A 25,368-nucleotide genomic window follows, 5' to 3' on the forward strand; every position below is an offset into this window, starting at 1 on the left:
GCAGACCGCGATTAATCTTCCAATTCAGTGTTTGCCGGCTACGAGAATATCGACCTCGGCTCTGTTTATCGCCCTGAGCAACTCGCCCTTCGGCTTTGCGTCGGTGATGATCGAATCCAGTCCGGGAAAGCCCTGAACCAACGTCAATCCCTTGCGGCCGAATTTCCCGGACGCAATCAGAAGGTGGCGTTTCGTGGCGCGCGTCAGCATCATCCTTTTGACTGCGGCAAAGCCCCGAACGGTTTCCGAAGGTCCCTCTGTTGAAAACCCCGAGGATCCGATCATGCACCGGTCGACGTCGAAACGGGACAGGAATTCCAGCGTCTCGGTTCCAATTGTTGCGGATTCAGTCGCCAAGTATTCTCCGGGGCACAGCAGAACCTGAATAGCACCGTGGCCAAGGGTCATTGCAACGGGAATGGAGTTGGTAATCACCGTACATTCAGTTCCAAGATAGGCCAGCGCGCGCGCCATCTCGATGGTGGTCGAGCCGGAATCGATCATGACCGTCTCGCCATCCTGCACCAGGCCAGCCGCACAAATGCCTATTCGTTCACGCTCTTCAAGCTGGGCGCTGGTCCGTTCATCCAGACTTGGATAATGCCCTTGCGTCGGGGCCGATGCGCCACCGTGCGCGCGTGCGATCAGGCCGTCACTGGACAGGGCTTCGAAATCCCTGCGCACTGTCTCGGTCGAGACGTTGAAACGTTGCGCCAATTCGTTGATGCGAACATGCGGGCGCAGCTTCAACTCCAGCAAAATTTGCTGGCGCCGGTCGGATTTCTTGACCCGGTCCTGAGGCTTTTCATGTTTCACAATGCGCGGTTTTGTTTCGGGCATCCCATGGCTCGACCAAATTTCTTGTTCACTTTTGTGGGCTTTCGGTCATTTTGCAATATTATTTGTTGCATAGCCCTCATTGAATGTGAGAATTCGACAGACCGAAAACGCTGTTCAACTAAGCGAGCATGATCAGGTGGAACACATTGAGAAAGTCAACCGACCGGCGTATGCACCGGGCTCGTCAATGTCAGGTTGGCTATAAAACGATTGGCAGAAACGTAGGAATACATGCGCCAGAATGAATGGACAGAGCAGATCGCGGCACTTCCGATCCGCTGGGACAAGAGCGGTAATCTTCGCGTTCTGATGGTCACGTCTCGTGACACGGGACGGTGGGTTGTTCCAAAAGGATGGGTGGTGGACAGTAAAAAGCCCTGGCGAACCGCTGAAATCGAAGCATTGGAAGAAGCAGGTGCGGTTGGCGTTGTCTCGAAACGACCAATCAGTCATTTTTTCTATGACAAACAGTACGAAGACAAAAGTGATGTCCGCTGTCGTGTAACTGTTTTCCCCATGGTCGTTGAAAAGCTAAAGCGACGCTGGAAAGAAAAGGATGAACGTACCCGTGACTGGTTTTCGCCTGACCAAGCCGCAAAGCTGGTGGCGGAACAAGACCTGTCGCACTTTTTTAGGGATTTGTCAGACAATCAAGAAGCTCAGGCCGTCATAAAGCGACTTCGAAAAGCTGCGTAGGCAGGGGTGCCGAAGATGCAGAAATACGGCCGCATTGGGTCCATACTATTAGGGCCGCAGGCATTGGCGACCCTTTAGTACAGGTCGCAATCAATTCAGCATTCGTTCCGCAACATCGTCGAGAAGAGTTTGCAAGTCGAACTCCTCACCTTTTTCAGCAAGACCATGGTCGCGCAAGATGAATGAAAGACCGTGAACAAAACTCCACAGTAAGAAACCACGCCGACGCACCTCTGCGGTTATTTCCGACTCACCCAGGCACTTGGCGACCTCTGTCAGTAGAATCTCAAAACTCTGCTGACCTCCTTCATCCAGGCGGGGGTCAGAAATACGATCCGTGAACCCGCCAAATTTCAACCGAAAAATACCGGGCTCGTTCAGCGCGAAGGCAACATATTCCATCCCGATCGCCGTAATGCGTTCTGGTGATCCCTCGGGGATACCCTCAAGCGCGGCAAGCATGTTTTCACGATGCCGCGCCATCCCCTCAAGCACGACCGCCACAAGCATTTCTGTCTTATCTTTAAAGTGTTTATAGGGTGCTGCCGTAGAAACACCTGCCAAGCGGCAAGCGTCTGAAACCGAAAAACTGTCCGGCCCTTTTTCTTCAACCAACTGCCGGGTTGCGTCTATTAAAGCCGCGCGAAGATCACCGTGGTGATAGGCCTTTTTGCTCGCGGTTTCAGGCCGCGCGTTTCTGTCTTTGGTCAAAAAATTTTTTGTGCTTGTCATGATCCAAGATGTCGCAGATCACGGACCTCTTGTCAAAGTAAGGCGTTCTAACATATGTTAGAGACACTAACTTGACGAGGTTCCGATATGCCGAATCCAGACACAAGCCCGTCCGAGCCAAAAAGACCAAAGCTGTTGTCACGCCTTTTGCGCGGCACGGTTCGGGTTGGCCTGACCGTCAGTGTCTTCGCCATTGCGGCGGGGGCGGTATATCTCGGGGCATCCGAGTTGACGCGCCGGGCAAATGCCGTACCGGCACCAGATGCTGCCGCGGTCACGCCTGTATCGGTGACACCGATCAAGCAAGAAACATCTTTCACCGTTGACCGGATTTTCATCGGCCAGGTCGAACCACAGCGGTCCGCCGATATATCATTCGAACTGAATGGCCGGTTGGACAAGATACTGGTGGATGAAGGGGAAGAGGTCGCAAAAGGTCAGTTGCTGGCAACCCTTGATATCGCATTGCTTGAGGTTGAACAGGATCGCTTGACGGCCTCGCGCGATGCCATCGCCGCCCAGCTTGCTTTTGCCGAAAAGACAGTCGAACGGAATACCAAGCTCATTGGTCAGGGCTTTACCAGTCAGGCCCGTCTGGACGAGGCCGTCGCACAACAGGATGAGTTGCTTTCCAGGATCGGAGAACTGGACGCAACCCTGCGCGACGTGACCGTAAGAATTCAAAAATCCAGCATCGAGGCTCCTTTTGCGGGCCGGATAACTTCACGCCACGTGGATGGCGGCGAAACGCTGCAATCAGGTGAGATGGTACTGGGCATGGTAGAAGTTCTTTCGCCCCAGGTTCGGATAGGCATACCGCTTGATGTGAACCCGTCGATTTTGTCGAACGTAGAAATTGAAATTGCCGATGTGCTTTACCAAGCAGTACTTGCAACGCTGCGACCGGATATCGACCCTCTTACCCGCACCCGAACCGCATTGTTTGATCTCAAGAACGGGCTCGACGTTGCATTTGGTCAGACGGCGCGCGTTCACGTCCACGATCCGGTCGAAAGTGTCGGGACCTGGGTGCCGACCACCGCTTTGAAAGAGGGAGCGCGCGGACAGTGGACGCTGTTGGTGGCAGATGCGCAAAAAACCGTTCGCGTGGCGAGCGTTGAGGTTTTGCACGCAGAAGATGAACGCGTTTTCGTTAGGGGTTCATTCCCAGACGGCACTGTCCTGATCGACCAGGGGCCACAGCGCGTCACGGTTGGTCAGCGCGTCACATTCGACCCCAGTGAGTGACGGAGATTGGCCATGGAAACTCTTACTTTTCGCCACCCAAGACTGGTCGCTTTGATCGTCCTAGTATTGGTTTCCGCCGGGTTGTCGTCTTTCCTGTCGCTTGGACGTCAGGAAGATCCGACCATCACCAATCTTTTTGCTACGGTCACAACGCAATTTCCGGGCGCCGACCCGGAGCGGGTCGAAGCGCTTGTCACCGCAGAAATCGAAGAAGAGCTTCGAAAAATAGCCGAGGTGGATGAAATCCGTTCGGTGTCGCGGTCCGGTGTATCGGTCGTGTCCGTAGAGCTGCTTGAAACACTGGACGAAGCCACCATTGAACAGGTGTGGTCCGAAGCCCGTGATGCCATTGATGATGCTAGCCAGAATTTCCCTGCCGGTGTTCTAACACCAGATTTCGATGCCGAAGGTATCTCGGCCTATTCGGCGGTTATCGCTGTGTCGGCGGACAGCAAAGACTATCCGGTCACTCTCCTTCGGCGTCACGCCGAATCCTTGGGTGACAGGTTGCGCACAATCCCCGCCACACGCGCGGTGGATTACTTTGGACAGCCCGAAGAAGAGGTTCTGGTCAGCGTCAATATGGACAAGGCCGCGGCTTTGGGTCTGAGCGCGGCCGAGATTTCGCAGCGGATTGCCGAAGCTGATGGCAAGGTTCAGTCGGGCCGACTGCAATCCGACGTGGATCTGACGATCAACATAAGCGGCGAGATCGAAACACTCGACCGTCTGCGCAGCATCGTTCTGCGCCAAAGTGCCGAAGGGGCCGTGGTGCAGCTTGGCGACATCGCCAGCGTTGATCGTGGCGCGCGAAACCCGCAATCTGCTCTCGCCTTTGCCAATGGAATGCCCGCCGTACTGGTCGGAGTGCTGGCACAAGACGGTGTTCAGATCGACCGCTGGACCGGGTTTTTGCGTCAGGAGCTTAAGGCTGGCGCCGCTATGGTTCCGTTGGGAATTCAGGAGATATTGCTTTTTGATCAAAGCCAATACACGTCGGATCGCCTGACCGAGGTTGGCAAGAACATGGCAATTGGCGTGGCGCTCGTGGTTGGTGTTCTATTTATAACGCTTGGCTTCAGGGCCGCAGCAATCGTGGCCCTTGTTCTTCCCGTCGTGTCTTTGGCGACGCTGGCGACTATGAACATGATCGGCCTACCCATTCACCAGATGTCTGTAACCGGTTTGATCGTCGCATTGGGCTTGCTCGTTGACGCGGCGATCGTAATGACCGACGAAATCCGGCGTCGTCTGCAGGACGGGATGGCGCGCGTCACCGCCGTTCAGGATGCCGTCCGTCGGCTGGCTGCCCCCCTGTTGGCGTCCACCGTCACAACGGCGCTGGCCTTTATGCCGATGATCCTTCTTCCCGGGCCTGCCGGTGATTTTGTTGGTGCCATCGCAATCGCCGTGGTTCTTATGCTGGTGTGGTCGTTGGTTGTTGCCCTGACTGTGACACCGGCGGTTGCAGGTTGGCTTTTGTCAGATAAAACCGACGCAGGTGTACTGAGCCGCGGCATCAGCATCCCTCCCCTCGCCCGCGTTTTTGAAGCGTCCATCCGATTGTCGGTTGCAAATCCGGTCCGGTCCATCGCATTGGCATTGGTCCTGCCGGTGCTGGGTTTTGCCGCATTCCCAACACTTACGGCGCAGTTCTTTCCGGGCGTGGACCGCAATCAGTTCTATATCGAGGTCGACATGCCGGGTGGTACGTCGATCACGAAAACTCAGGCAACGGCAATGCAGATCGATCAGATGCTGTTGGCTGATGAGGGCGTAAGCAGCGTCTATTGGACGATCGGAGAATCTGGGCCAGCCTTTTACTACAATATCGTTGGCGACCGCTCACGCGAGCCGGGTTTCGCGCAAGCGATGATCACGACCCACACCGCGGACGACGCGGCCCGACTTGTCGCCGATTTGCAGACCCGTTTGGACACAGATTTCCCCGATGCGCAGATCATTGTGCGCAATCTGGTGCAGGGCCCGCCGGTTGCCGCGCCGGTTGAGGTCAAGATACAGGGACAAGACATCACCGTTCTACGCAACCTTGGCGATGAAATCCGGTCAATCATGGCGAACCTTGATCTGGTGACGCAGGCCAGGGCCAGCGTCAACGGCGGCAATCCTCAGATCCGGTTCGAGATTGACGAGGTCAAAGCCCGGCTTCTGGGATTGGACGTTGCCGATATCGCCGCCCAACTGGATACCGCGCTTGTCGGTGTGACGGGAGGGTCGCTGATCGAGGGGACAGAACAACTGCCTGTCCGTGTGCGGCTTGGGGATGAGGTCCGCTCGGATCTCAGCACGATTGTGAGCATGCCCATCCTGCTACCGAACGCGGCTGCTGTCTCGGCCACAGGTGCGTTTCCGGCCGTGCCGCTTTCGGAATTGGCCCAACCCGTAATTGAGCCGGCCGAAAGCGTGATAACCCGCACGGATGGAATTCGCGAAAACACGATTCAGGCGTTCATCGTTCCGGGAGTTCTGCCCGAAGAAGCCCTTCGGGACGTATTGCAGGCGCTTGACGCGTCCGGCTTCACTCTCCCCAACGGCTACACGATGACCTTGGGCGGCGACAGCGATGCGCGGTCGAGTACCATTGGCAATCTGATGGCTTCGGTCGGCCTGATCGTAACACTTTCGATTGCAACCATAGTGCTGACCTTTAACTCTTTCCGACTTACGGTTGTCACCTTGGTGGTCTGCGTATTGTCAGCCGGGCTGTCCATGCTGTCCCTGGCCATCATGCAATTCCCGTTTGGTATCCAAGCCATAATCGGCGTCATCGGGTCAATTGGTGTTGCGATCAACGCAGCCATCATCATCCTGACCGGATTGCAGCAAGACGCTCAGGCAAGCCGCGGCGACAGGAATGCCATGGCACGGGTTGTCACCGGATCAAGCCGCCACATCATCTCAACCACCGTGACGACGTTTGGCGGATTCCTTCCCCTGATATTGGACGGCGGTGCCTTCTGGCCGCCTTTTGCCGTCGCCATTGCGGGCGGAGTTTTGCTGTCGACGTTCGTGACATTCTACTTCACGCCACCAGTCTTTGCCTTGGTCTACCGCGGACGGTTCAGAAAACAGGGTCGGTCCAGCCCAAACCCCGGCGCAACGGGAAACGCCGTTGTCTCGCTTGCCGCGGAATAACTGCGGCGGCGTTCTTGACCCTGCAGAAAGACACCCAAGGGGTCACTCCGGCGTTACCAAACCGGCAAACTTGTGACGCGCGACTGAGCGGATAACTGACGCAATGCTATCAATGGTCCGCTTATGCGCAGAACGTTTGCGCCAGACCAGCCCGACGGAGCGTGTGAAACGGTCCTTTCGAAACGACAGAATTGCGACATCGCCCGTGTCAGGCGAAACCTCGGACCGCACGTATAGCGCAGGCAAGAAACAAACGCCCATGTTCAGGGCCGTCATTTGCCGTAACGCGTCCAGACTGGTGCCTTCATAGTCCTGCCGCGGGTTGGCACCCACCTCCTCGCACAAGGCGACAATCTGGTTATGCAATGCATAGCTTGATGTCAGCGCAAGAATATCCTGCCCCGCCAGATCGGCATCGCGCGCTTGCGACTTGGCGGACAACGCGTGATCCTGCGCCACGGCCAGCTTCAGAGGCTCGCGAAACAGGCGTTCGACCGCTACGTCAGCTGATCGCACCGGAAGCTGCGTCAGGATCAGATCGTGTTGACCCAAAAGAAGCTCTTCCTGCAAAACAAGCGGGGCGGCGTCACGCACAATAAGTTTGAGCGACGGATAAGAGGTTCGCAGACGCCGCATGACATGAGGCAAAAAGTAAGGGCCGAGCGTCGGCGATGTCCCCAACCTTATGGTCCCGCTTACACCGGCACTGGCATCCCTGGCCAACGCGTTGAGCGCCTCAGTCTCTTCCAATATGCGCCGCGCCTGCGCAAGAATTTCGCGCCCGCCGGGGGTCAGGATCGCCCCGCGCTGGCCACGTTCAACCAATTCGACGCCAAGTGTCGTTTCCAAACCGGCAATCTGCTGGCTTAGCGAAGGCTGGCTGATACCAAGGCGTTCGGCCGCGCGCCGGTAGTGCTGAGCCTCGGTCAGTGCCACGAAGTAAGACAGTTGCTTCAACGTCACGCCGCTTGCCACGACATCTCCTTTAAATAGGTTTTTCCGATCAATTCCACATATATGATTATCTTTTTCAAGGTTCAATTCGACCCACATCTGTTCAGGGTAGCGGAAAATGCGCCCCTGATCAGAAGACCGCGTGGCGAGCTGACCCATGCACCCTCGAACACCAACAGCGAAAGGAGACTAAGATGCCCCCAACTGCCCGTGTCAAAACCTTCTCCTTAAAAACACGTCTGGCTGAACTCAACATAAAGAACCGCGAAGTGAAAAAGCTGATCGCGGATGAGCTTAAGCGGCCTTTGCCTTGCAACATATCTTTGCAACAGCTCAAACGCCGTCGGCTTAAGCTGAAGGACCAGATGTCACATTACGACGGACTGCTGCGCACGCTCAGCGCCATGAACCCGAACCAGCCCCCACACCCGCAGAGGTAACCCATGTTTCCACAGATGTATCAAATGACAGGGCTCAAGTATTTCCACAGCACGGACCTTACGGACATGAAGCAAGCCATTCTTGACGATGGCGAAACCGGGCAAAAAAACGAACGCCCGAAAGCCAGCAAAAAGCCTGCTCAGAACCAAGACAAACGTCCGACGCTGCGCAAGACCAACGACCGCTAGAGCCTGGGTCGTTTGCCCCGCGCGACCCCTCTCGTGCGGGGCTTCGCCTTTTCAGTAGAACCCAACTTCGCTGACATCAATTTTCGCGTTGTGGTCCCGGCCAAACGCGACAACGGCGATTGATTTCAGACTGCTCGCACGGGGTACAGCGCGAAGAAGCTGACCAGATCGTTCAAATGCTTCAAAGGGAAGGCGTAATTCGCTCCAGCCTTCTTTCGCATCAAAACCTGCTTGGTAGTATTGCCATGGAAGCACGGTTCCACTGGTGCGAAGATGCACAAAATACCGCTGGCTGTTGCCGCGCACAACAATGCGCACACCGGTTGCATCTTGTGGCGCCCCATCAGGCAAATCCATCCGGATTTGGATGAACCCACCCTTGTTTTCGGTGCTCACACTGCCAGTCATGCGCGCATAAGTCGTGTCGCCCTCGGTCAGAAAAGCGACCGTCCCGGTAGAAACCCCGCCCATCACATTATCGGTAAAAAAGCGCCAGCGCGTCTCTGGCTGCGCCTTGAAATTCTCAATCATGATGTCCTCAGCAACGACAGTGATGGGTGCAAGCAAACACAAAACTACTATGAATGACCGTTGCAAAAGCAGCCGCATCAATAAAACTCCCAGCTAATAAGTGTTCGAAAACCCTGCCGAGTATTACCCCGACTGGTTATGAATACAAACCTGGACTGACGCCCCACGCCAGCAAGTCTGGGCCACGCGCGTCCCGCAACACTGATGAAACCCAGACCATGCGTTGCCAAAACAGGCAATCCGAACGTTTGTTTGGCACCAAGCCTTCAGTGCGCGTACAAAAATGAACCCGCGTGGAACGGATTGGTCGTTGGCGGGCCTGCTCTCGGCTAGATCAAAAAAGCGTCAACGCAATCGAAGACGATTGACCCCCTGAGGTCAGCTATGTACCGAGCGTTACAGTTTGGAATGATCGTTACAGGAACTGCTATGCACCGTTACTTTGAAAGAAGCCTCCCAACGCCAAGTGTCAGGCTCATTGTTCTTGCAGGTATAGGTGGGCTTCTGGCTATAGCCTGCCTGCGGCTTTTGACCGACAGCGCCCATCTGGCGCTCATTATGGCACCCTTCGGCGCAACCTGCGTCCTTTTGTTTGCCGCTCCGGCAAGCCCGTTTTCACAACCCATCAATGTCGTTGGCGGCCATTTTGCAGCCAGCCTGGTTGGCCTGCTCATGCGCCTTTGGTTGCCTGACGAATGGTGGGCCTTGGCCTTTGCCGTGGGGCTTGCTATTGCCGTTATGGTTGCTTTGCGCGTGACACACCCCCCGGCAGGCGCCAACCCGCTGGTCGTTTTCGCTGCTGACCCAGGGTTCCTTTTTCTGGTATTTCCCGTTCTCTCTGGGTCAATAGTTCTTGTAATTCTGGCGAGTTTCTTTCATCGGCTGAGTGGGCAGGTATATCCACAAGGGGCCGGTAAATGACACGCACCGTCGCGGAAAGAGATGACGTCATCCCTATTCTTGCCGAAGTCTTCCGACATCACGGATATGATGGGGCAAGCATCGGCATCATCTCTGCCCGCACCGGACTGGGCCGCAGCAGCCTTTACCACTTTTTTCCCGGTGGAAAGAAAGAAATGGCGGCCGCGGTCCTTACGCATGTCGCGCAGTGGTTTGAAACAAATGTGTTCACCATTCTGGACTCTCTGCCGCCGCCAGCCGCTATAAACAAGATGCTGGATGCGGTTACGGCCTATTTCGAAGGTGGCAACCGGATTTGCCTTGTTGGCGCCTTCGCACTGGACGCGACCCGGGACCAGTTTACTGATGCGATCCGGTCATATTTTAACAGATGGATTTCATCACTTGCCGCGTGCCTTGAAAGGCTGCAGCCCACAGTTTCAGACGCCATGTTTCAGGCTCGAAGGATTGTCGCGACAATCCAGGGTGGCATCATACTGGCCCGCGCCACTGATAAAGCCGAAACGTTCCACGCGCTCATCCGAGATTTGCGGATAAAACCGGGCGCAAACAAATAGCGTTGACAGGGCTCTTGGCGGGACATTTGCAAGTTGGTAAAAGACCTTGCCCCTTTGCCACACTCCCCTGCCTACCGTGAATGCCACATTTTAAAAGCTTTCTTCTCCTCCGCAAAATCGTCGCTGATGCAGTGTCGACCTAAGCTGTGACCCAATCAGCGGATTTGCGGCATATTGGCCAAAGCCTCGCTGACATCGTGCAGTTTGACGGTTACTATTTTGGTGCCGCCGACCCGACCAAACAACCGAGGTTTTTATAATGGAACACAAAGCGCAAGTTGTGCATGTCGATGACGACGCAGACATCATCTCGATTGCGCGCATGTCGCTTGAGGTGGTCGGGGGATTCGACATTGCGCAGTTCAACTCGGCCCGGGCTTTGCTGGATAACCTGACCGGGCTGAAGCCGGATCTTTTTCTGCTTGATGTAATGATGCCGGAAATGGATGGGGTCGAGCTGTTGCGGGAATTACGGAAACTTGACCCTTACAAGGAAACACCTGCGGTTTTCATGACGGCAAAAACAGATCAGGCCTTTAAGGAAACACTTGTCGGATGGCACAAGGTGGATTGCATCACAAAACCCTTCGATCCAATCGCCCTTCCGGATCAGTTAAACGCGATATTGAATAAGTGAACCGTTTTCCTATCGCAGTTTAGATGGCCCCGAACAGCCTTTTGCACCGGGCACAAACAGATTGACCGTGCCGCTTGTTCTAAATGTAGTATTTGTGCAAGGTTTTTACCCTACCCCTGACCACTTTTCCGGATATACTGAGCCCGAACATTTCAACCTTTGCGGGTGTGGCAGCCAAGCAGCACAGGTTATCGAATTGCTATCGGGCAAACAAAGGACGTGGCGTTTGACGAATTTGCATCCGGCCGTGAAAGAGCCTGTAGAAGAAAACCAATCCCTCCTGCTTGTGCAACAAATGCGAGACTACTGCCACGTCGGCGTCAAACTCGTGTGGCAAAGGCAGATCATCTACGTCGCGACCCTTGGCCTTGCCGCATTTTACTATGACGCACAGTTTGCCGGTATTCTTGCGCTATTTGTCATCGCATCCGAGATCTTTGATTTTTGGTCTTTTAAACGAGTTCTAAAACTTGATCCGGGCGATGTTGCCTCGGCGCGAAAGCGGTTACCATTTCTGTATGCAGGCGCGCTGATCAATACTGCCATCATCGTGACATACTCGATCGGGATCGCGGTCATTCAAGGCCCGACAACGCATTTCATGTCACTGTTCTTTCTGTTTTCCGGCGCGCTGTTTGCAGCCATGCACAGCCATCATTTGCTGTCGGTTCTCATCATACGACTGGTGATTTTTACAGCCGCCTTCCTGTTCATTCCACTGCGCGACATCGTTCTGACCGACGCGCCGATCAAATCCGAACTTTGGGCCCAGTTCTTTACCAGCCTCTTTGTACTGACCTTCGTTCTTGACAGTTCCCGAAGCTATCTTGGGTTTTACCGCACGCAACTTGGCCAAATGGACCGCCTGAGCAAGGAACATGAGAAATCGAAAATGGCGTACAAGGCAAAAACCGAATTCGTCTCGACGATGAGCCACGAGTTGCGCACACCGCTAACCTCAATCAAGGGATCGGTTGATTTGGCGGCCTCGGGGAAACTGGGTGCCTTGCCGGACAAGGTTGGCTTTGTCCTCGACGTGGCCCAGCGAAACTGCGACCGGCTGTTGATGTTGATTAACGAAATACTTGATCTTCAGAGCGTCGAAAGTGGAAAAATGAAAATCTCACGCGAGAAATCCAACCTTGTGGACGTTATCGCGGACTCTGTTGCCGAAAATCAGCCTTTTGCAGACTCCTTGGGTGTGGCCATTGAGTCGGACCTACACCAGACACCGGTTTGGGTGAATGTCGACGAAATCCGGTTGAAACAGGTCTTTGCCAACATTCTTGCAAACGCCGCAAAGTTTTCACCACCGGAAAGTACAGTTTTGGTTTCGCTTCAGGAAGGGGATGGCAAGGCCCGTGTTCTGTTTCGCGACCACGGGATCGGTTTGGCAGAAGAGGATCATGAAATTGTTTTTGACCATTTTTCTCAGATCGATGCATCGGACACACGCAAGATCGGCGGTACTGGCCTTGGGATGAATATTTCGATGCGTATCATGGATGCTTTGGGCGGCTCGATTTCCTACACCAAGAACACCGGCCCCGGCACAACATTTATCGTCGAGCTGCCGACGTCTGGCCCGGTCTTCGGTTCCTGAACCACCCGCAAACCTGCTGACAGGCCACGAGGCTAATTTTCAAGACTGCTCAGGTCCGCCCCATGCCCTGTTCGGCCCAGATCGTTTTGAGCTGGTCCGCGATCGTCAGGGGATCGAACGGTTTGATGATAAAACCGATCACTCCGGGTAACTCTGTGGCACCCTGCCCGCCTGATGCAACGCTACCGGTCATGAATACGGCTGGCAGGTTCACAAATGCAGGCATCATTCTGATCTTTGACAAAAGCATTATGCCGTCCAAATCCGGCATCATCATATCCAGCAGCAAAAGATCAGGGTTCACAGAACCAATCCTGTCAAGCGTATCCGCTCCGGTCCTGCATTGATGGACACTGAAGTCGCCTGTTATCTCGAACCCCATTCTGGCCAGGACCAGAATGTCGTCATCATCATCAACGTGCAGGATGGTTCTTAGTTCGCCCATTGATCGTCTTCCGCGTTCCCCAACTTGGTGCTTCCTGATTTACTTCGCGCTCACCGACGCGGCGCCTTCGGCGATTTCAGATGTCTGCACGTCGATGCACGGCAACTCCACAGTAAAGATACTCCCTTCGTTGGGGTTGCTACGAACATCTATGTGACCGCCATGCAGCTTCACGAAACTGTTGCTGATGGCCAACCCCAGGCCCGTGCCTGCGTGGTTGCGGCGTGATGACTTGTCGACCTGCGCAAAGCGTTCAAAGATTTTATTTTTCTGGTCTTCGGGAATCCCGGGCCCGGAATCCTGAACCGTCACATAGGCCCGGTCCGCCACTTTGGTCATGGATACGGACACACAACCAACCTCGGTGAATTTCAGCGCGTTCGACAGCAGGTTCAAAAATACCTGCCGCAGGCGTAGCTCATCCCCGTCTAACCAAACCTCGCACAAGGATACCCGCAGTTCGATGCCTTTCTCCTGCGCCTTTTGCTGCAAGTCCTCAACCAGCGATCCCAGAAGTTGCTCCAAGTTCAAGCGAGACCGATTCAGTTCAACGCTGTCTTCGCTAACCACGGCCCAATCAAGGACCGAATTTATCAGATCCTGAAGGTGCTTTCCTGATCTTTCGGCCTTCCCCGAAAATGTTGCAACTTCGTCCGAGAATTTTTCCAATGCGGCCAGAGCCTTGGGATTGTCGGCAAGTTCCAAGGCCAGAGTCTTGTAGCTTGGTAGATAGTTGTTGCTTTTCAGGAATGACAAATAGCCCACGATAACCGACAACGGCGTACGGAATTCATGGCTGATGTTATTCAGAAAATCCGATTTTGCCTTGTTTGCCGTTTCCGCAGCTCTCTGCGCATTTTTTAGCTGAGTCACATCGACCCTGAAGCCAACAGTCTCACCACTGCGGGTCTTGGCTTCGGCAACTTTGAGCCAGCGACCATCGCTCAGGAGCTGTTCAAACGGTTCACCCGGATTCTTGTGACGCTCGATACGCTGGGCGACCCATGCCTCTTCGTTTCCAACCGCCTCCGGGTGCAGCCCACGATCAACGGCAGCACGGATTATGTCCTCGAACTTGGCGCCGGGTTTCATCAGATCAGCCATCTCAGCGTAATAATTCAAATACTGGTCATTGCACATCAACAGGCGGTCATTCGCATCATAGATGACAAACCCGTCTCTTATGGATTCTATAGCTGTCATCAATTGGCGCCGCGCCTGGGATCGGTCCCGGATCAGGCGACGTGCGTAATTGACGCCGAACATTCCAATTGAAGCAAGGAAAAGGATCAGGGTTCCAATGATTTGCCGACCCTGCAGCGGCGCGTTCCATCCATTTGCAGGTGCCATTCCGTACTGAAGAGAAATCTCACCCAAAGAGATATCTGTCACAACCGGATCATGCCCCCATACCGAAGGGTCGCCAAAAACGTGATCCAAGCTGCCCCCCTCGGCATTCGTTTTTCGAACGGCACTGAGTGACTGCAGATTGGTGTCGTCAAGTCGAATTCCTATTTCGCTCAAAAAGGACTCAAAATCGACGACGATAGAATAGACTACATTCTCACCGATCATGGGTGCGCGACGAAAAATCAAACCACGCCCTCCTAGTATCAGATCAATAGGGCCAGAGACGACAAATTCCCCTGACGCGATTGTCCTATCGTGGCTTTCCTTCACCTCGGGGAGATCCTGGAAATCCACCCCAACAAGGGCGGAGTTGTGAGCCGTAGGATAGGCATCGGTAACCACATAGTCCTGCGCACGGACAACACTGATGATGCTTGGGTTGTCTTGGATCACGATATTCGCCAGAGCATTAAAGTCATCCTGACTAAGCTGGCCGTCAAACGCCAGAATGTTCACCAGTCCTTCAACGATCAGCCCATAGCCGCGCAACCTTTCGTCCGCGCGCACCCCGACCATCTCCACAAGTTGCTGCATGGAGTCCTGTTGCGCTTTGCGTGAGGCCGAAACATAGGCGCGATCCAGAATGAACCATGACGCGATGGCGATCAGAATGATGCCTGAATAAATGGCTGTCAGAATTCGCAACTGGCGCCGGGCCGAGCTTTTGTGTCCTGATGCTATGATCATCTGCCGAACATCCTGTAATTCCGACTATTTTCAGTGCGTGGCGCGCAATCCAAGAAAGATCGTTTCAGCTATTGGTCTGAGCGTTGTCCAGCAAGTCTTCCATTTCGTTCATGAGGTCTTCCAGTGACTCGGAAACCCCGTCCCGCGTCATCGTACCCGAAGTTATGGCCGTATCGATTTCACTTGCGCGCGAACCGATATCGGGAAACCCGAAGGACGCTGCGACACCTGCCAGTTTGTGACACTCGTGCCGGATTGCATCCAATACTTCATGATTGTTTTCACCCGCCCTGAATTCGATTGCATACTGCTCAAGAGTCAGAATGCGGGTGTGCAGCCCCTCAATGAACTTTTGGCGCAACATCTGAAGTTTGCGCTCGTAGATCTGTATGTGTTCTGGCGACTGTGTCATGTGCTTTACAATGGTCGTCTCACACGAACCCGCCTTTGGACGACGCGCTTGCAGAATTATCGCGCTGCGCGCTTCTTGCCCCGGTTATCGCCACATCCAGTAAATCATCCGGCGCTTTGAATGAGAATAGATTGCGATAAATCGGATCGCCAATCTGAACCACCGGTCCAACTTCACCTGCGCTCTTGTACCAATCGGTCAGTTCACTGAACTTGAGCTCCAACTGATCCTCGAACGCGTCTTTGTCGAATCCGCGCGCCCGGGGCAACAACACGACGTAGTCGCCCTGCCCCGCGTATGACATCAGAAATTCTGCGCCGCCAAAGCTTTCGCTGATCATTTCCGCAACGTCCATCAGCGCATCCATTTGCCCACTTTGGTCCTTATTGGCAAACACGTCCGACAGGTTCACGATATGGATGCCAAACGCGATAAAGCTGTTAATCCGCAACGACCCAAGTTTGAGGACATAGTTCTGCATCGCAAGGTAATCGATGCAATTGGGGATCTCGGACAGGCTGACCGGATCCATTGCGTCTGTTTTGTTTTCACTGGCGAAGGTCGGTTTGTGCTTCTGCGCCGCCAACGCCTGAACCATCCGCATGCGGCCTTGCAGCTCACGCCGTTGCAGGGGTTTGTTCAAATAATCCGTGGCACCTTTCGCGAAAGCGCCGTCAATATGCTCCAGCGACGCGCTTGAACTGACCATGATCACGGGCGCGCGTTTGGTCAGAGGGTTTGTCGTTATCCTCTCACACAGCTCAACTCCGTTCATGCCTGGCATTTCCACATCTACCAAATAGCAATCATAGGGCATCTGTGACGCGGAAATGCAGTCCAACGCATCTTGCCCGGAATGAACCACATCAACAGAATCCAGGCCAAGCAGCGACAATTCTGCCACCATCAGCTCGGTAAAAGTTGGATCATCGTCGACAACAAGAAGTTTCATTTTCTACTCTGACCGTAGCAAGACGCCCCACCTTATAGGGGTGCGAGGCGACGAGATTCAATCCAGAGTTTACTGATCGGGTCACTTAACCTTTGTAAGGTTGTAAATTTGTCAAACTATAAAGAAGGGCTGTAGAACACCATGTCACGTGGTCACGTTGCGACACTGACACGCCAGAAGTAACAAATTATCTGCGCAGAAACGAAATAGGCTGGCCCCCTGATGAGAGCCAGCCGAGGACCGGCTTTAAAAATGCGCCGATTTCGTGTTTTCCGGTGTCGCGGCCGGTGCAAAGCGGGTCAGGTCGATGCCTTCGACGGCCTCTTTGTACTCATCGATCTTCGGTGTCCGGCCTAGGATTGCGGACAGAACAACAACCGGTGTTGAGGCGAGCAGCGATTCACCCTTCTTCTCGGCTGAGTCTTCGACCACGCGGCCTTGGAACAGGCGGGTCGAGGTCGCAAGCACCGTATCGCCCTTGGCTGCCTTTTCCTGGTTGCCCATGCACAAGTTACACCCCGGACGTTCCAGGTACAGGATATTCTCGTACTCGGTGCGTGCCGCGGTTTTCGGGAAAAGGTCGTCAAACTCAAAGCCCGAATACTCCTGCAGAGTGTTCCACTCGCCCTCTTCCTTCAACTCATCAATGATATTGTAGGTGGGGGCCGCAACAACCAGAGGCGCCTTGAATTCGACCTTGCCGTTTTTCTTCTCAAGGTTCTTCAGCATCTGTGACACGATGATCAGATCACCCTTGTGCACCATGCAAGAGCCAACGAAGCCAAGATCGACCTTTTTCTCACCGCCATAGTAGGACACCGGGCGGATCGTGTCGTGGGTGTACCGTTTTGAGACGTCCTCGTTATTCACATCCGGGTCAGCGATCATCGGTTCGTTGATCTCGTCCAGATCGACTACAACTTCGGCGAAGTACTTCGCATCCGCATCCGGGGTCAATGCAGGCACCTCACCTGATTTGATCTCGGCAATTCGCTTGTCGGCACGGTCGACCAGGCCTTGCAGAGTGCCAGCCTCATTATCCATGCCCTTGTCGATCATGATCTGAATACGGCTTTTTGCGATCTCAAGCGATTCAACCAGCGTTTCATCCTGTGTGATACAGATCGACGCCTTGGCTTTCATCTCGGCCGTCCAGTCCGTGAAAGTGAACGCCTGATCCGCCAGCAAGGTGCCGATATGAACTTCGATGATGCGGCCCTGGAAAACGTTGTCTCCGAATTGCTTCAGCATCTGTGCCTGAGTTGCATGCACCACATCGCGGAAATCCATGTGGTCGGCCATCTTGCCCTTGAATGTCACCTTGACCGATTCCGGGATCGGCATCGTGGCCTCACCGGTCGCCAGCGCCAGCGCAACGGTGCCCGAATCCGCACCAAACGCCACGCCCTTGGACATCCGCGTGTGCGAGTCGCCACCAATGATGATCGCGCGGTCATCCACGGTGATGTCGTTCAGCACCTTGTGGATCACGTCGGTCATGGAATGATACTCGCCCTTGGGGTCACGCGCGGTGATCAGACCAAACCTGTTCATAAAAGACATCAGGCGCGGAATGTTGGCCTGCGCTTTCTTGTCCCAGACCGAGGCGGTGTGACAGCCCGACTGATACGCGCCGTCCACGGTGGGCGAGATGACGGTAGCGGCCATCGCCTCAAGCTCTTGCGAGGTCATGAGGCCGGTGGTGTCCTGCGATCCGACGATATTCACCTTTACGCGCACATCCGACCCGGCATGCAGGGTGGTGCCTTCCGGGACACCAACTGCGTTGCGGTTGAAAATCTTCTCGACCGCGGTCAGACCCTGACCTTCGTGGCTGACCACTTTTGATGGCGCAAAAGCCGATTTCAGTTCAACACCCAGTGTTTGCGCGGCAAATGTCTGAAGCTTTTTTCCAAAGACGATGGCATACGACCCGCCAGCCTTCATAAACTCCAACTTTTGTGGTGTGAAAGATGCGCTAAGGTCGACCAGTTCCTTTTTGCCATCAGCGTCAAAAAGCTTTTTCGCTTTGGTGTTGATGGTCATGACTGTGCCGGTATCCACCGAGTATTCCTGCTCGAGGATCGGGCTGTCATCGTTGTTCAGGATCGGGTTGCCCTGGGAATCCACTTTTTTGACCCAGTTCTTGAGGTCAATCCCGATACCGCCTGTCACACCTACAGTGGTCAGGAAGATGGGCGAGATGCCATTGGTGCCCGCGACGATGGGTGCAATATTGACGAACGGTACGTATGGGCTTGCCTGCTTACCGGTCCACAGCGCGACGTTGTTGACGCCCGACATCCGCGATGACCCAACGCCCATGGTGCCTTTTTCGGCGATCAGCATAACGCGCTTGTCAGGATGCTGCAGCTTCAGCGCCTCGATTTCATCCTGCGCCTTTTGCGAGATAAAGCACTTACCATGCAGTTCCCGGTCAGACCGCGAATGCGCCTGATTGCCCGGTGACAGCAGATCGGTCGAAATATCGCCTTCCGCAGCGACATAGGTCACGACTTTGATCTCTTCTTCGATCTCGGGCAGTTTCGTGAAAAACTCAGCCTTGGCATAGCTTTCCAGAATGTCTTTTGCGATCGCATTGCCGGCCTCGAAAGCCTGCTTCAACCGGTCCGTGTCAGCATCATACAGGAAGACCTGCGACTTCAGCACCTCACCCGCCTGCTGTGCGATCTCGGCGTTTTCACCCAACGCCAGATCCAGAAGAACCTCAACCGAGGGACCGCCCTTCATGTGTGACAGCAATTCGAATGCGAAAGGAACTGAGATTTCGTCGACGACCACGTCGCCTAGGATGATCTCTTTCAGGAACTTTGCTTTCTCACCTGCGGCGCTGGTTGTACCCGGCAGCGTATTGTAGATGAAGAAGTTCAGCGATTCAGCCCGGTGTTCGTTACCGGGTTCCTTGATCTGATCGACAATCTCTTTCACAAGGGCACCGTCGTCGACGGGTTTGGGGTGAAGCCCCTGCTCTTTTCGGGTTTCGATCTCGCTTAGGTATTCTGTGTAAAGACTCATGGCTGTTCCGGCTTTTGCTATTGGTGGCGGTTTGGATCGGGTTTACGGCAGCTTGGCGAAGCCCAGTCGAAATTTGTATGCAGCGGTATACTAATTTTTTTGAGGTTTCAATAGACCATCTCATGACGACGTGAAGCGACGCGAGCACGATCAATGCAAAGCGCGGACTCAAGCCAAGCAATGAGTGACCGGCCCTGATCGCTTTAACTGTCCACGTTCAAAGTAGCCTTACTTGCGTAATGGTCGCAAAATAGAGTTTTTGACTATTACTGATAGATGGACAAATGAGTTGGATAGTTCACAAGCCGCTATTCTGCTGCCTCAAAACGAAGGCTGCGCACCGAAGGGTCCACGCGACTGTACGCTGCCAACAATCGACCGGACCACTTCTGCGCGATGTAATCGGCCATAAAGCGGGATGGAGCCATCAGAATCGCGACCCCCCCTATCCTGTCCAGCTCGGTCAGATGCTGGAACCAACTGGCCCAAAGTTCAGGGTCGCGCCCATGCAGGATCGATTGCACTTGCGCCCAAACATCCCCTTCCTCTGCATCGGACGGCGCGGGTTTGGCCTGGAACGGAACAATATTGGTATCCGGCTCGGGCTCGTCCATCATCCGATCACGGAAATCAGGACCGATCGTGGCCCAGTTTTCAGAGGTGTCCAGCAGCATTTGCTTCAGATCCAATTCGTAGACCGCCACCCTGCCCCGTGCCGCCGGGCGTTTTACAGCAATCCATCCCATCGTTCGAAACTTCGCCATTTCACGTTTAACGGTGCGTTCATTCACCGACCAAAGCCGCGCGATCTCTTGCCGCCCGATTGAAAGTTCGTTGTTTCGCCAATTGTAGCGGGTGGTGATCAGGACGATTATTCGCAGTACGCTGCGCTGAAGGTGCTTGTCGCCAGACAGGGCGTGAACGGTCAGAGCCGATAATATATCATATTTTACAGCGGACGCATTTCGCCCAACCGGTTTTGCAAGTTGCATTGCTGCTCTCACTGCTCTGTCTGCCTAGGTGGAGTATACCACCAGTGTCACGCTGTTTGCCAACGCTTTTCATTTCGATGTGCTGATTAGCGTCCAAACTCTCGATTCTGTCAAGCGGAGTCTGAGTTTGATGCGATGGTGCCGTAATGCCGGCTCAATCAAAATTAAGAAAATAGGTGAAGTAATGGTGATAGGGGACATTCAGGCTGCCCCCCTATTTCTCTGTTGTGTCCCCCTAAATGGGGTATTTCGATGCTTAGTGACCCCCCAAATCGGGGGTCGTTAACTGTATCGAGCCTCGCATCGCTGTCAGCCGTCCTGCGAATCGGTACGAGCCCCGGAAACCCCTATTTTCTTACCCGTGGGTAAGTTTTAACTTCGATCATATTTTCTTTTGCGTAAAGTGCAAATCAAGCGTAAATAGAAAAAACATACAAAATAGCGTCCCAAACGATGAGACCCGAGGCATGTACACGCACGAAGACCTGAACGCATTGCGCAATCAGTCCCTCAAACTTCAGGGCTGGATCCGCCAGCAGACATTCAGCCCAGAGATGGAGAAGACCCTTCGCCGATTTTCCAGCTGGGAGGTGTCCGAGTTGATCTTTCGCGTCAACCAATCGACCTTTCGCGGAAAGCTGGCGGCAGACCCAACCTTACCTAGTGGTGAGGTTGAGCCAGAAGGCCGCCAACGCTGGTTCAGTCTGGAAGAGGTGAATGAGCTGCGCCGACGGCTCAGGGTGAACCGCAAATCCCTGATGCCACCACGCCCCGTGGGCAAACGTGCGATCCGCGCAGCGGTGGCCAATTTTAAGGGTGGCGCGGGAAAGTCGACTGTCGCTTTGCATTTGGCGCACGCCGCCGCGTTGGACGGTTACCGCGTGCTGGTGGTTGATTTCGATCCGCAAGCGACGCTGAGCCATTCGATGGGTCTGACCGATGTGGCAGAGGATTTTACGGTATGGGGAATCATGGCCCGCGATCTGATCCGTGAGACCGAGAGGATGAACAACCGCCCTGCTGCTGCTGAATCCGGTACCGCCCTGCCCCGCCGCGAACTGCCGCCCTCAATCACCGATATGGGGTTGGGGGATCTGCGTATTGCGGATTTTATCAAGCAAAGCTCGTGGTCGACCATTGATGTCATCCCCTCTTGCGCCAACGCTGCATTTGTCGAGTTCGCGTCGGCGCAGTACCGTCACCTGAATCCAGAGTGGTCGTTCTTTGCCGCAGTGTCGCGTTATCTGGATCAGATACCCGACGACGCTTACGACCTGATCCTTTTCGATTGTCCGCCTGCGATCGGTTATCAGTCGATGAACGCGGTCTTTGCGGCTGACATGCTCTATGTTCCGTCTGGCCCCGGATACTGGGAATATGACTCGACGACCTCATTCATTGGACAGTTGGCCGAGGCGCTTGAGGACCTCGCGTATGGTTTCGATAAAACCTTACCCACGGGTAAGATCAGCCTTCCCAAGACGTTTTGCGAGTTGCGCTTTCTGTTGACGCGATACGAGCCCGGCAATGCCTTGCACCTTGCCATGTTCGATGCCTTCAAAAAGGTGTTCGGCGATCACGTTGCCGAGCATCCTGTTGAGATGACGCGTGCGGTTGAACAATCTGGCCGCTTTCTAAGTTCAGTCTATGAGATGGATTACCGTGAGATGACGCGCGAGACCTGGCGTCGCGCGCGGTCAACATTTGACAACGTGTATGAAGAATTCCGGGGCGTGATGCTTTCGGCCTGGGACAAGCTGGAGGATGACGCATGAGCCGTAAACGCAGAATGTTCGACATCGATATGCCGGTGATGGATGACATACCGGTTGGGAAAGCTCCCGATAAGGTGCTAGAAAAGCGACGCGGACCGATGGCCGCTGCAATCTCTGAGAACGCGGACGCCCTACGCAATCAACAATCCACCGAAGATACCATTCGCGCCGAAAACGACCGATTGGCTCATGAGTTGGTTCGCCTGCGCTCCGAAGGTCTAGTGACGGAACACGTTGACTTGTCGGATGTTGTCACCGACAAACTGACGCGTGACCGTAAGCCGGGTCCTGACCCAGAGCTGGACGAGCTTAAGGATTCGATCCGCGATATTGGCCTGTCGAACCCAATCCGATTAGAGCGTCGGTCAGATGGACGTTTCGATTTGATCCAGGGCATGCGTCGCTTGTCCGCCTATCGAGCGTTGCACGAAGAAACAGGCGACGAGCGGTACGCCAAAATCCCTGCGGGTATCTCTGCCGCGACCGATGTGAATGACAGTTATCGTCGGATGGTGGATGAAAACCTGATCCGAAAGGATATCTCGTTTGCCGAAATGGGCGCTTTGGCACGCGCCTATGCAGAGGATCCGTCGCATGATTGCGACAGCGTCGACAAAGCGGTTGCGATTTTGTTCAAGTCTGCCAGCTACACCAAACGCAGCTATATCCGGGCATTCGCGAGTCTTTTGATGATGCTGGACAAGGTTCTGATGCATCCAAACGACATTCCCCGGAATTTAGGGGTGGAACTTAAGCGCAAGATTGATGCTGATCCCGGTTTGGTGCGTCCCATCAGTACAGCAGTGATGAGTGAGCCCGACCGTGATGCGGCGCGCGAAGTGGCGATCCTTCGCCGTTTTGTCGAACCCGATGCTGTGGCACCCAAGAAGCCGACAGCGACAAGTGGTGGAAAAACACGGCGGGCAAAAACGACGTTCCAAGTGTCGGGACGGGTAGGGGTCGCGAAATGCGCCGCCTCAAGCGGGCGGATCGAAGTTCGCTATGACCTTGACTTTACTCGGGTTGATCGGGCCAAGCTAGAGCAGGCGATTGCCACAATGCTTGAGGACCTTCAGGAAGAGGATGATCTTACCCACGGGTAAGGTTTTCCCCCAATTAAAAGGGATAGGCGCCGGGCTCATGGCCCGGCGTTTTTTATCCAAGTAAATCCGCTGCCAGGTTTTCTGCGATATCGACGTCATCATAATATTTCTGCGCTTGGGCCATGGAACGGTGCAGGGACAAGCGCATGGCGGCCTGAATCGGGGCGCCGTCGAGCGCCGCCTGGGTCAGGAATCCCGAGCGCAACCCGTGTGGCGAGGCAAAATCTTCCGGCAGCCCGGCCAGCGCCAGCCGATGTTTGACGATCTGGTAAATCGAATCCGGGCTGAGGCGACGTTTCAGCACCCGGTCCGCTTTGGAGACGGGGCGGAACAACGGTCCTTCCGTGATCTGCCCGATCTCGATCCAATGCGCCAGTGCCTGGGCCGCACGGCCCTTGAGAACCAAGCGCGGGGTTTCGCCCTTGGCCGTGGTCTTGGTCTCCAGCAGCGAAATCCAGATCACCCGGGTCTTGTCGAACTCCTTCAGTGAGACATCCTCTCGCCTCAACCCGGTGATCTCGGACCGCCGCCGGCCGCCGCTGGCCCAGCCCAGCATCAGCAGTGCCCGGTCGCGGCAATCGCGGCGCGAGCCGCGGCAGGTGGCGAGCAGCTGTTCCAGCACGTCGCGGGTGATCGGATGGGCGGATTTCGGGGCAGGGGGTCGGGCCGCGGCCCGGCGCGCCTTGGCTCGGGCCTGTTTCACCAAGGCGCCGTCAAATGGGCTGGCGAGGTTCTTCATCCGATGAAAGGCGAGCCAGGAGGCGATGCGCCGGTCCAGCGTCGACGGGGCAGGGCAGGCCAGGGTCTTGCGCAGCCCTTGGGCAATCAGAGCCTCGGCAGCCTGACGCGCGACGTCGCCGTCTGCTGCACCGTCCAGATCGCGGGCGTGATCGAGGATGAAGGCGAGGGCGACAGCCTCGGCCTCGGGCCAGTCCGGCGCCACCCCGAACCGCGCGGCCTTCCAGGCGGTGATGTAGAGCAGGTCGCGCTCATAGGCGCGCAACGTGTTGGCGGGGGTGCCGCGCACATAAAGATCGGTCAATGCGTCCTGATCCGCCTGAGACAGGGCGGGGGAGGGGCTAGGCAGATAGGGGGCAGGGGCTGTCATGGGACGCAGTCTGCGCCCATTCCGCGGCGAAATCAATCACAACTGATAAGCGATACTTATCAGCAATGATAGGGAATTGATTTTTTCAAATGTAACGAGCAAAAAGTGCAAGTTTTGCGCATAATGCCGGTAGGGGCTTGTAAGGTATTACCAAGTCGTTGTTCTGTCATGACTTGATTATCTGCGGGTCATGGATATTCCGCCTAAAATACCGCGCCTGAAAGGGCTCCGCCATCCTCGTGCGATCATTGCTTATGCAGTCTGGACGTAACACCGCTTTGCACTGAGCACGGCAGATGTTGAAGACCTGTTGGCAGCGAGGGGCGTGATCGTAAGCCGGGAAGCGATCCGGCTATGTGTTAATCGGTTTGGGCAGCATATCGCAGACCGCATCCGTCGACATCGTTCGCGACCGAACGACAAGTGGCACATGGTCGAAGTCGTGATTTCGATCCGCGGCAGAAAACACTGGCTGTGGCGCGCTATCGACACGAACGGCAACGTACTCGACATTCTGGTGCGAACACGTCGAAACGCAAGATCTGTAAAGCGGTTCTTTCAGGGGCTGGTGACCCAATTAAGTGAACCTAGAGTCGTAATCACTGACAAGCTGCGCAGCTAAATAAAGCCGGTCAACAAGCTGGGGCCGGAAAGCTGGCCATCGCGCCCACAAGGGCCTAAATAACGCCATCGAAGTGTCGCACAGGCCGACACGAAAGCGAGAAAAAATGTTTGGCCGGTTTAAGTCACGCCGACAGGCCCAGAGGTTCCTGTCTGCACATGAGCAGTTCAACTTAATCTTCCGTCCCCGTAGATATCAGCTCACTACAATCTTACACCCCCACGCACGTTCAGATGCGTTCACTCTCTGGGACGAGTACGCCGCTGAAATGGAAGCCTGAGCGCTGCACAACGTCACTTTTCATGCAACCTCAAATAACTTG

At 54.9% G+C, this 25,368-nt stretch carries 22 protein-coding genes and 1 pseudogene; 12 read left to right on the forward strand and 11 right to left on the reverse strand.

Annotated features, from left to right (window positions below; genetic code table 11):
- Window positions 1–24: 24 nt before the first annotated feature.
- Window positions 25–840, reverse strand: a complete 816-nt coding sequence (locus AC2FIT_RS06240; RefSeq protein ID WP_496827684.1) for a DeoR/GlpR family DNA-binding transcription regulator — start codon at window positions 838–840, stop codon at window positions 25–27.
- Between the two features lie 231 nt (window positions 841–1,071).
- Here AC2FIT_RS06240 and AC2FIT_RS06245 point away from each other — a divergent pair, with 231 nt between their 5' ends.
- A complete protein-coding gene (locus tag AC2FIT_RS06245) occupies window positions 1,072–1,536 on the forward strand; it encodes an NUDIX hydrolase (protein WP_496827686.1) in 465 nt (154 codons plus the stop codon).
- A gap of 90 nt (window positions 1,537–1,626) precedes the next feature.
- Here AC2FIT_RS06245 and AC2FIT_RS06250 read toward each other — a convergent pair whose 3' ends face one another.
- Window positions 1,627–2,268, reverse strand: coding sequence for a TetR/AcrR family transcriptional regulator (locus tag AC2FIT_RS06250; RefSeq protein WP_496827688.1), 642 nt, complete (start codon window positions 2,266–2,268; stop codon window positions 1,627–1,629).
- 87 nt (window positions 2,269–2,355) lie between these two features.
- Here AC2FIT_RS06250 and AC2FIT_RS06255 point away from each other — a divergent pair, with 87 nt between their 5' ends.
- Together AC2FIT_RS06255 and AC2FIT_RS06260 are read left to right on the forward strand one after the other, a co-directional pair.
- Window positions 2,356–3,516, forward strand: a complete 1,161-nt coding sequence (locus AC2FIT_RS06255; protein WP_496827690.1) for an efflux RND transporter periplasmic adaptor subunit — start codon at window positions 2,356–2,358, stop codon at window positions 3,514–3,516.
- A 12-nt stretch (window positions 3,517–3,528) separates the two neighbouring features.
- The gene (locus AC2FIT_RS06260) at window positions 3,529–6,672 is read left to right on the forward strand and encodes an efflux RND transporter permease subunit (RefSeq protein ID WP_496827692.1); all 3,144 of its coding nucleotides are present in this window, start codon (window positions 3,529–3,531) and stop codon (window positions 6,670–6,672) included.
- Between the two features lie 42 nt (window positions 6,673–6,714).
- On the opposite strand, the gene AC2FIT_RS06265 is transcribed toward AC2FIT_RS06260, so the two are convergent.
- Window positions 6,715–7,647 carry a hydrogen peroxide-inducible genes activator gene (locus tag AC2FIT_RS06265; RefSeq protein ID WP_496827694.1) on the reverse strand — a complete coding sequence of 311 codons (933 nt, stop codon included), beginning with the start codon at window positions 7,645–7,647 and terminating at the stop codon, window positions 6,715–6,717.
- Window positions 7,648–7,820: 173 nt separating this feature from the next.
- On the opposite strand from AC2FIT_RS06265, the gene AC2FIT_RS06270 reads away from it, so the two are divergent.
- Both AC2FIT_RS06270 and AC2FIT_RS06275 read left to right on the forward strand, forming a co-directional pair.
- Window positions 7,821–8,066, forward strand: a complete 246-nt coding sequence (locus tag AC2FIT_RS06270) for a YdcH family protein (RefSeq protein ID WP_496827696.1) — start codon at window positions 7,821–7,823, stop codon at window positions 8,064–8,066.
- Between the two features lie 24 nt (window positions 8,067–8,090).
- Window positions 8,091–8,255: a hypothetical protein gene (locus AC2FIT_RS06275; protein WP_496827698.1), complete on the forward strand. Its 165-nt coding sequence runs from the start codon at window positions 8,091–8,093 to the stop codon at window positions 8,253–8,255.
- 51 nt (window positions 8,256–8,306) lie between these two features.
- Here the strand turns inward: AC2FIT_RS06275 and AC2FIT_RS06280 are convergent, their stop codons facing one another.
- Entirely contained in the window at window positions 8,307–8,786 is a 480-nt protein-coding gene (locus AC2FIT_RS06280) for a CIA30 family protein (RefSeq protein ID WP_496827700.1), read from the reverse strand.
- Window positions 8,787–9,215: 429 nt separating this feature from the next.
- Between AC2FIT_RS06280 and AC2FIT_RS06285 the strand changes: the two genes are divergently transcribed.
- From AC2FIT_RS06285 to AC2FIT_RS06300, 4 genes are all read left to right on the forward strand, one after another.
- Window positions 9,216–9,707 (forward strand): HPP family protein, encoded by a 492-nt coding sequence (locus tag AC2FIT_RS06285; RefSeq protein WP_496827702.1) that lies wholly within the window; start codon window positions 9,216–9,218, stop codon window positions 9,705–9,707.
- Window positions 9,704–10,264 carry a TetR/AcrR family transcriptional regulator gene (locus AC2FIT_RS06290; RefSeq protein ID WP_496827704.1) on the forward strand — a complete coding sequence of 187 codons (561 nt, stop codon included), beginning with the start codon at window positions 9,704–9,706 and terminating at the stop codon, window positions 10,262–10,264. Before AC2FIT_RS06285 ends, AC2FIT_RS06290 begins: the two co-directional genes overlap by 4 nt.
- A 259-nt stretch (window positions 10,265–10,523) precedes the next feature.
- Window positions 10,524–10,901 (forward strand): response regulator, encoded by a 378-nt coding sequence (locus tag AC2FIT_RS06295; RefSeq protein ID WP_496827706.1) that lies wholly within the window; start codon window positions 10,524–10,526, stop codon window positions 10,899–10,901.
- Between the two features lie 247 nt (window positions 10,902–11,148).
- On the forward strand, window positions 11,149–12,504 hold the full coding sequence (locus AC2FIT_RS06300) for a sensor histidine kinase (RefSeq protein WP_496827708.1): 1,356 nt from the start codon (window positions 11,149–11,151) through the stop codon (window positions 12,502–12,504).
- 49 nt (window positions 12,505–12,553) lie between these two features.
- Here AC2FIT_RS06300 and AC2FIT_RS06305 read toward each other — a convergent pair whose 3' ends face one another.
- The 6 genes from AC2FIT_RS06305 to AC2FIT_RS06330 form a co-directional block, all read right to left on the reverse strand.
- A complete protein-coding gene (locus tag AC2FIT_RS06305) occupies window positions 12,554–12,949 on the reverse strand; it encodes a response regulator (protein ID WP_496827710.1) in 396 nt (131 codons plus the stop codon).
- 39 nt (window positions 12,950–12,988) lie between these two features.
- Window positions 12,989–15,046, reverse strand: a complete 2,058-nt coding sequence (locus AC2FIT_RS06310) for a sensor histidine kinase (protein WP_496827712.1) — start codon at window positions 15,044–15,046, stop codon at window positions 12,989–12,991.
- A 64-nt stretch (window positions 15,047–15,110) separates the two neighbouring features.
- Window positions 15,111–15,458 (reverse strand): Hpt domain-containing protein, encoded by a 348-nt coding sequence (locus AC2FIT_RS06315; protein ID WP_496827714.1) that lies wholly within the window; start codon window positions 15,456–15,458, stop codon window positions 15,111–15,113.
- A gap of 19 nt (window positions 15,459–15,477) precedes the next feature.
- A complete protein-coding gene (locus tag AC2FIT_RS06320; RefSeq protein WP_496827716.1) occupies window positions 15,478–16,410 on the reverse strand; it encodes a response regulator in 933 nt (310 codons plus the stop codon).
- A 246-nt stretch (window positions 16,411–16,656) separates the two neighbouring features.
- Window positions 16,657–19,446, reverse strand: a complete 2,790-nt coding sequence (locus AC2FIT_RS06325) for a bifunctional aconitate hydratase 2/2-methylisocitrate dehydratase (protein WP_496827718.1) — start codon at window positions 19,444–19,446, stop codon at window positions 16,657–16,659.
- Between the two features lie 308 nt (window positions 19,447–19,754).
- Window positions 19,755–20,438 (reverse strand): DnaA N-terminal domain-containing protein, encoded by a 684-nt coding sequence (locus AC2FIT_RS06330; protein WP_496827720.1) that lies wholly within the window; start codon window positions 20,436–20,438, stop codon window positions 19,755–19,757.
- Between the two features lie 467 nt (window positions 20,439–20,905).
- On the opposite strand from AC2FIT_RS06330, the gene AC2FIT_RS06335 reads away from it, so the two are divergent.
- Window positions 20,906–22,213 (forward strand): AAA family ATPase, encoded by a 1,308-nt coding sequence (locus AC2FIT_RS06335; protein WP_224889879.1) that lies wholly within the window; start codon window positions 20,906–20,908, stop codon window positions 22,211–22,213.
- Window positions 22,210–23,316, forward strand: coding sequence for a ParB/RepB/Spo0J family partition protein (locus tag AC2FIT_RS06340; RefSeq protein ID WP_496827722.1), 1,107 nt, complete (start codon window positions 22,210–22,212; stop codon window positions 23,314–23,316). The genes AC2FIT_RS06335 and AC2FIT_RS06340 overlap by 4 nt, the downstream gene beginning before the upstream one ends.
- Before the next feature lie 52 nt (window positions 23,317–23,368).
- Here the strand turns inward: AC2FIT_RS06340 and AC2FIT_RS06345 are convergent, their stop codons facing one another.
- Window positions 23,369–24,358: a tyrosine-type recombinase/integrase gene (locus AC2FIT_RS06345; protein WP_496827724.1), complete on the reverse strand. Its 990-nt coding sequence runs from the start codon at window positions 24,356–24,358 to the stop codon at window positions 23,369–23,371.
- A 256-nt stretch (window positions 24,359–24,614) separates the two neighbouring features.
- Between AC2FIT_RS06345 and AC2FIT_RS06350 the strand changes: the two are divergent.
- Window positions 24,615–25,326 (forward strand): annotated as a pseudogene (locus AC2FIT_RS06350) (IS6 family transposase).
- The last annotated feature ends 42 nt before the right edge of the window (window positions 25,327–25,368 follow it).

This window comes from Ruegeria sp. YTSA135 (assembly GCF_059610165.1).

Coding starts and splice junctions, on each gene's coding strand:
- AC2FIT_RS06240 (WP_496827684.1), bottom strand. CDS start 840: ATGCCCGAAACAAAACCGCGCATTGTGAAACATGAAAAGCCTCAGGAC.
- AC2FIT_RS06245 (WP_496827686.1), top strand. CDS start 1,072: ATGCGCCAGAATGAATGGACAGAGCAGATCGCGGCACTTCCGATCCGC.
- AC2FIT_RS06250 (WP_496827688.1), bottom strand. CDS start 2,268: ATGACAAGCACAAAAAATTTTTTGACCAAAGACAGAAACGCGCGGCCT.
- AC2FIT_RS06255 (WP_496827690.1), top strand. CDS start 2,356: ATGCCGAATCCAGACACAAGCCCGTCCGAGCCAAAAAGACCAAAGCTG.
- AC2FIT_RS06260 (WP_496827692.1), top strand. CDS start 3,529: ATGGAAACTCTTACTTTTCGCCACCCAAGACTGGTCGCTTTGATCGTC.
- AC2FIT_RS06270 (WP_496827696.1), top strand. CDS start 7,821: ATGCCCCCAACTGCCCGTGTCAAAACCTTCTCCTTAAAAACACGTCTG.
- AC2FIT_RS06275 (WP_496827698.1), top strand. CDS start 8,091: ATGACAGGGCTCAAGTATTTCCACAGCACGGACCTTACGGACATGAAG.
- AC2FIT_RS06280 (WP_496827700.1), bottom strand. CDS start 8,786: ATGATTGAGAATTTCAAGGCGCAGCCAGAGACGCGCTGGCGCTTTTTT.
- AC2FIT_RS06285 (WP_496827702.1), top strand. CDS start 9,216: ATGCACCGTTACTTTGAAAGAAGCCTCCCAACGCCAAGTGTCAGGCTC.
- AC2FIT_RS06290 (WP_496827704.1), top strand. CDS start 9,704: ATGACACGCACCGTCGCGGAAAGAGATGACGTCATCCCTATTCTTGCC.
- AC2FIT_RS06295 (WP_496827706.1), top strand. CDS start 10,524: ATGGAACACAAAGCGCAAGTTGTGCATGTCGATGACGACGCAGACATC.
- AC2FIT_RS06305 (WP_496827710.1), bottom strand. CDS start 12,949: ATGGGCGAACTAAGAACCATCCTGCACGTTGATGATGATGACGACATT.
- AC2FIT_RS06310 (WP_496827712.1), bottom strand. CDS start 15,046: ATGATCATAGCATCAGGACACAAAAGCTCGGCCCGGCGCCAGTTGCGA.
- AC2FIT_RS06315 (WP_496827714.1), bottom strand. CDS start 15,458: ATGACACAGTCGCCAGAACACATACAGATCTACGAGCGCAAACTTCAG.
- AC2FIT_RS06320 (WP_496827716.1), bottom strand. CDS start 16,410: ATGAAACTTCTTGTTGTCGACGATGATCCAACTTTTACCGAGCTGATG.
- AC2FIT_RS06325 (WP_496827718.1), bottom strand. CDS start 19,446: ATGAGTCTTTACACAGAATACCTAAGCGAGATCGAAACCCGAAAAGAG.
- AC2FIT_RS06330 (WP_496827720.1), bottom strand. CDS start 20,438: ATGCAACTTGCAAAACCGGTTGGGCGAAATGCGTCCGCTGTAAAATAT.
- AC2FIT_RS06335 (WP_224889879.1), top strand. CDS start 20,906: ATGTACACGCACGAAGACCTGAACGCATTGCGCAATCAGTCCCTCAAA.
- AC2FIT_RS06340 (WP_496827722.1), top strand. CDS start 22,210: ATGAGCCGTAAACGCAGAATGTTCGACATCGATATGCCGGTGATGGAT.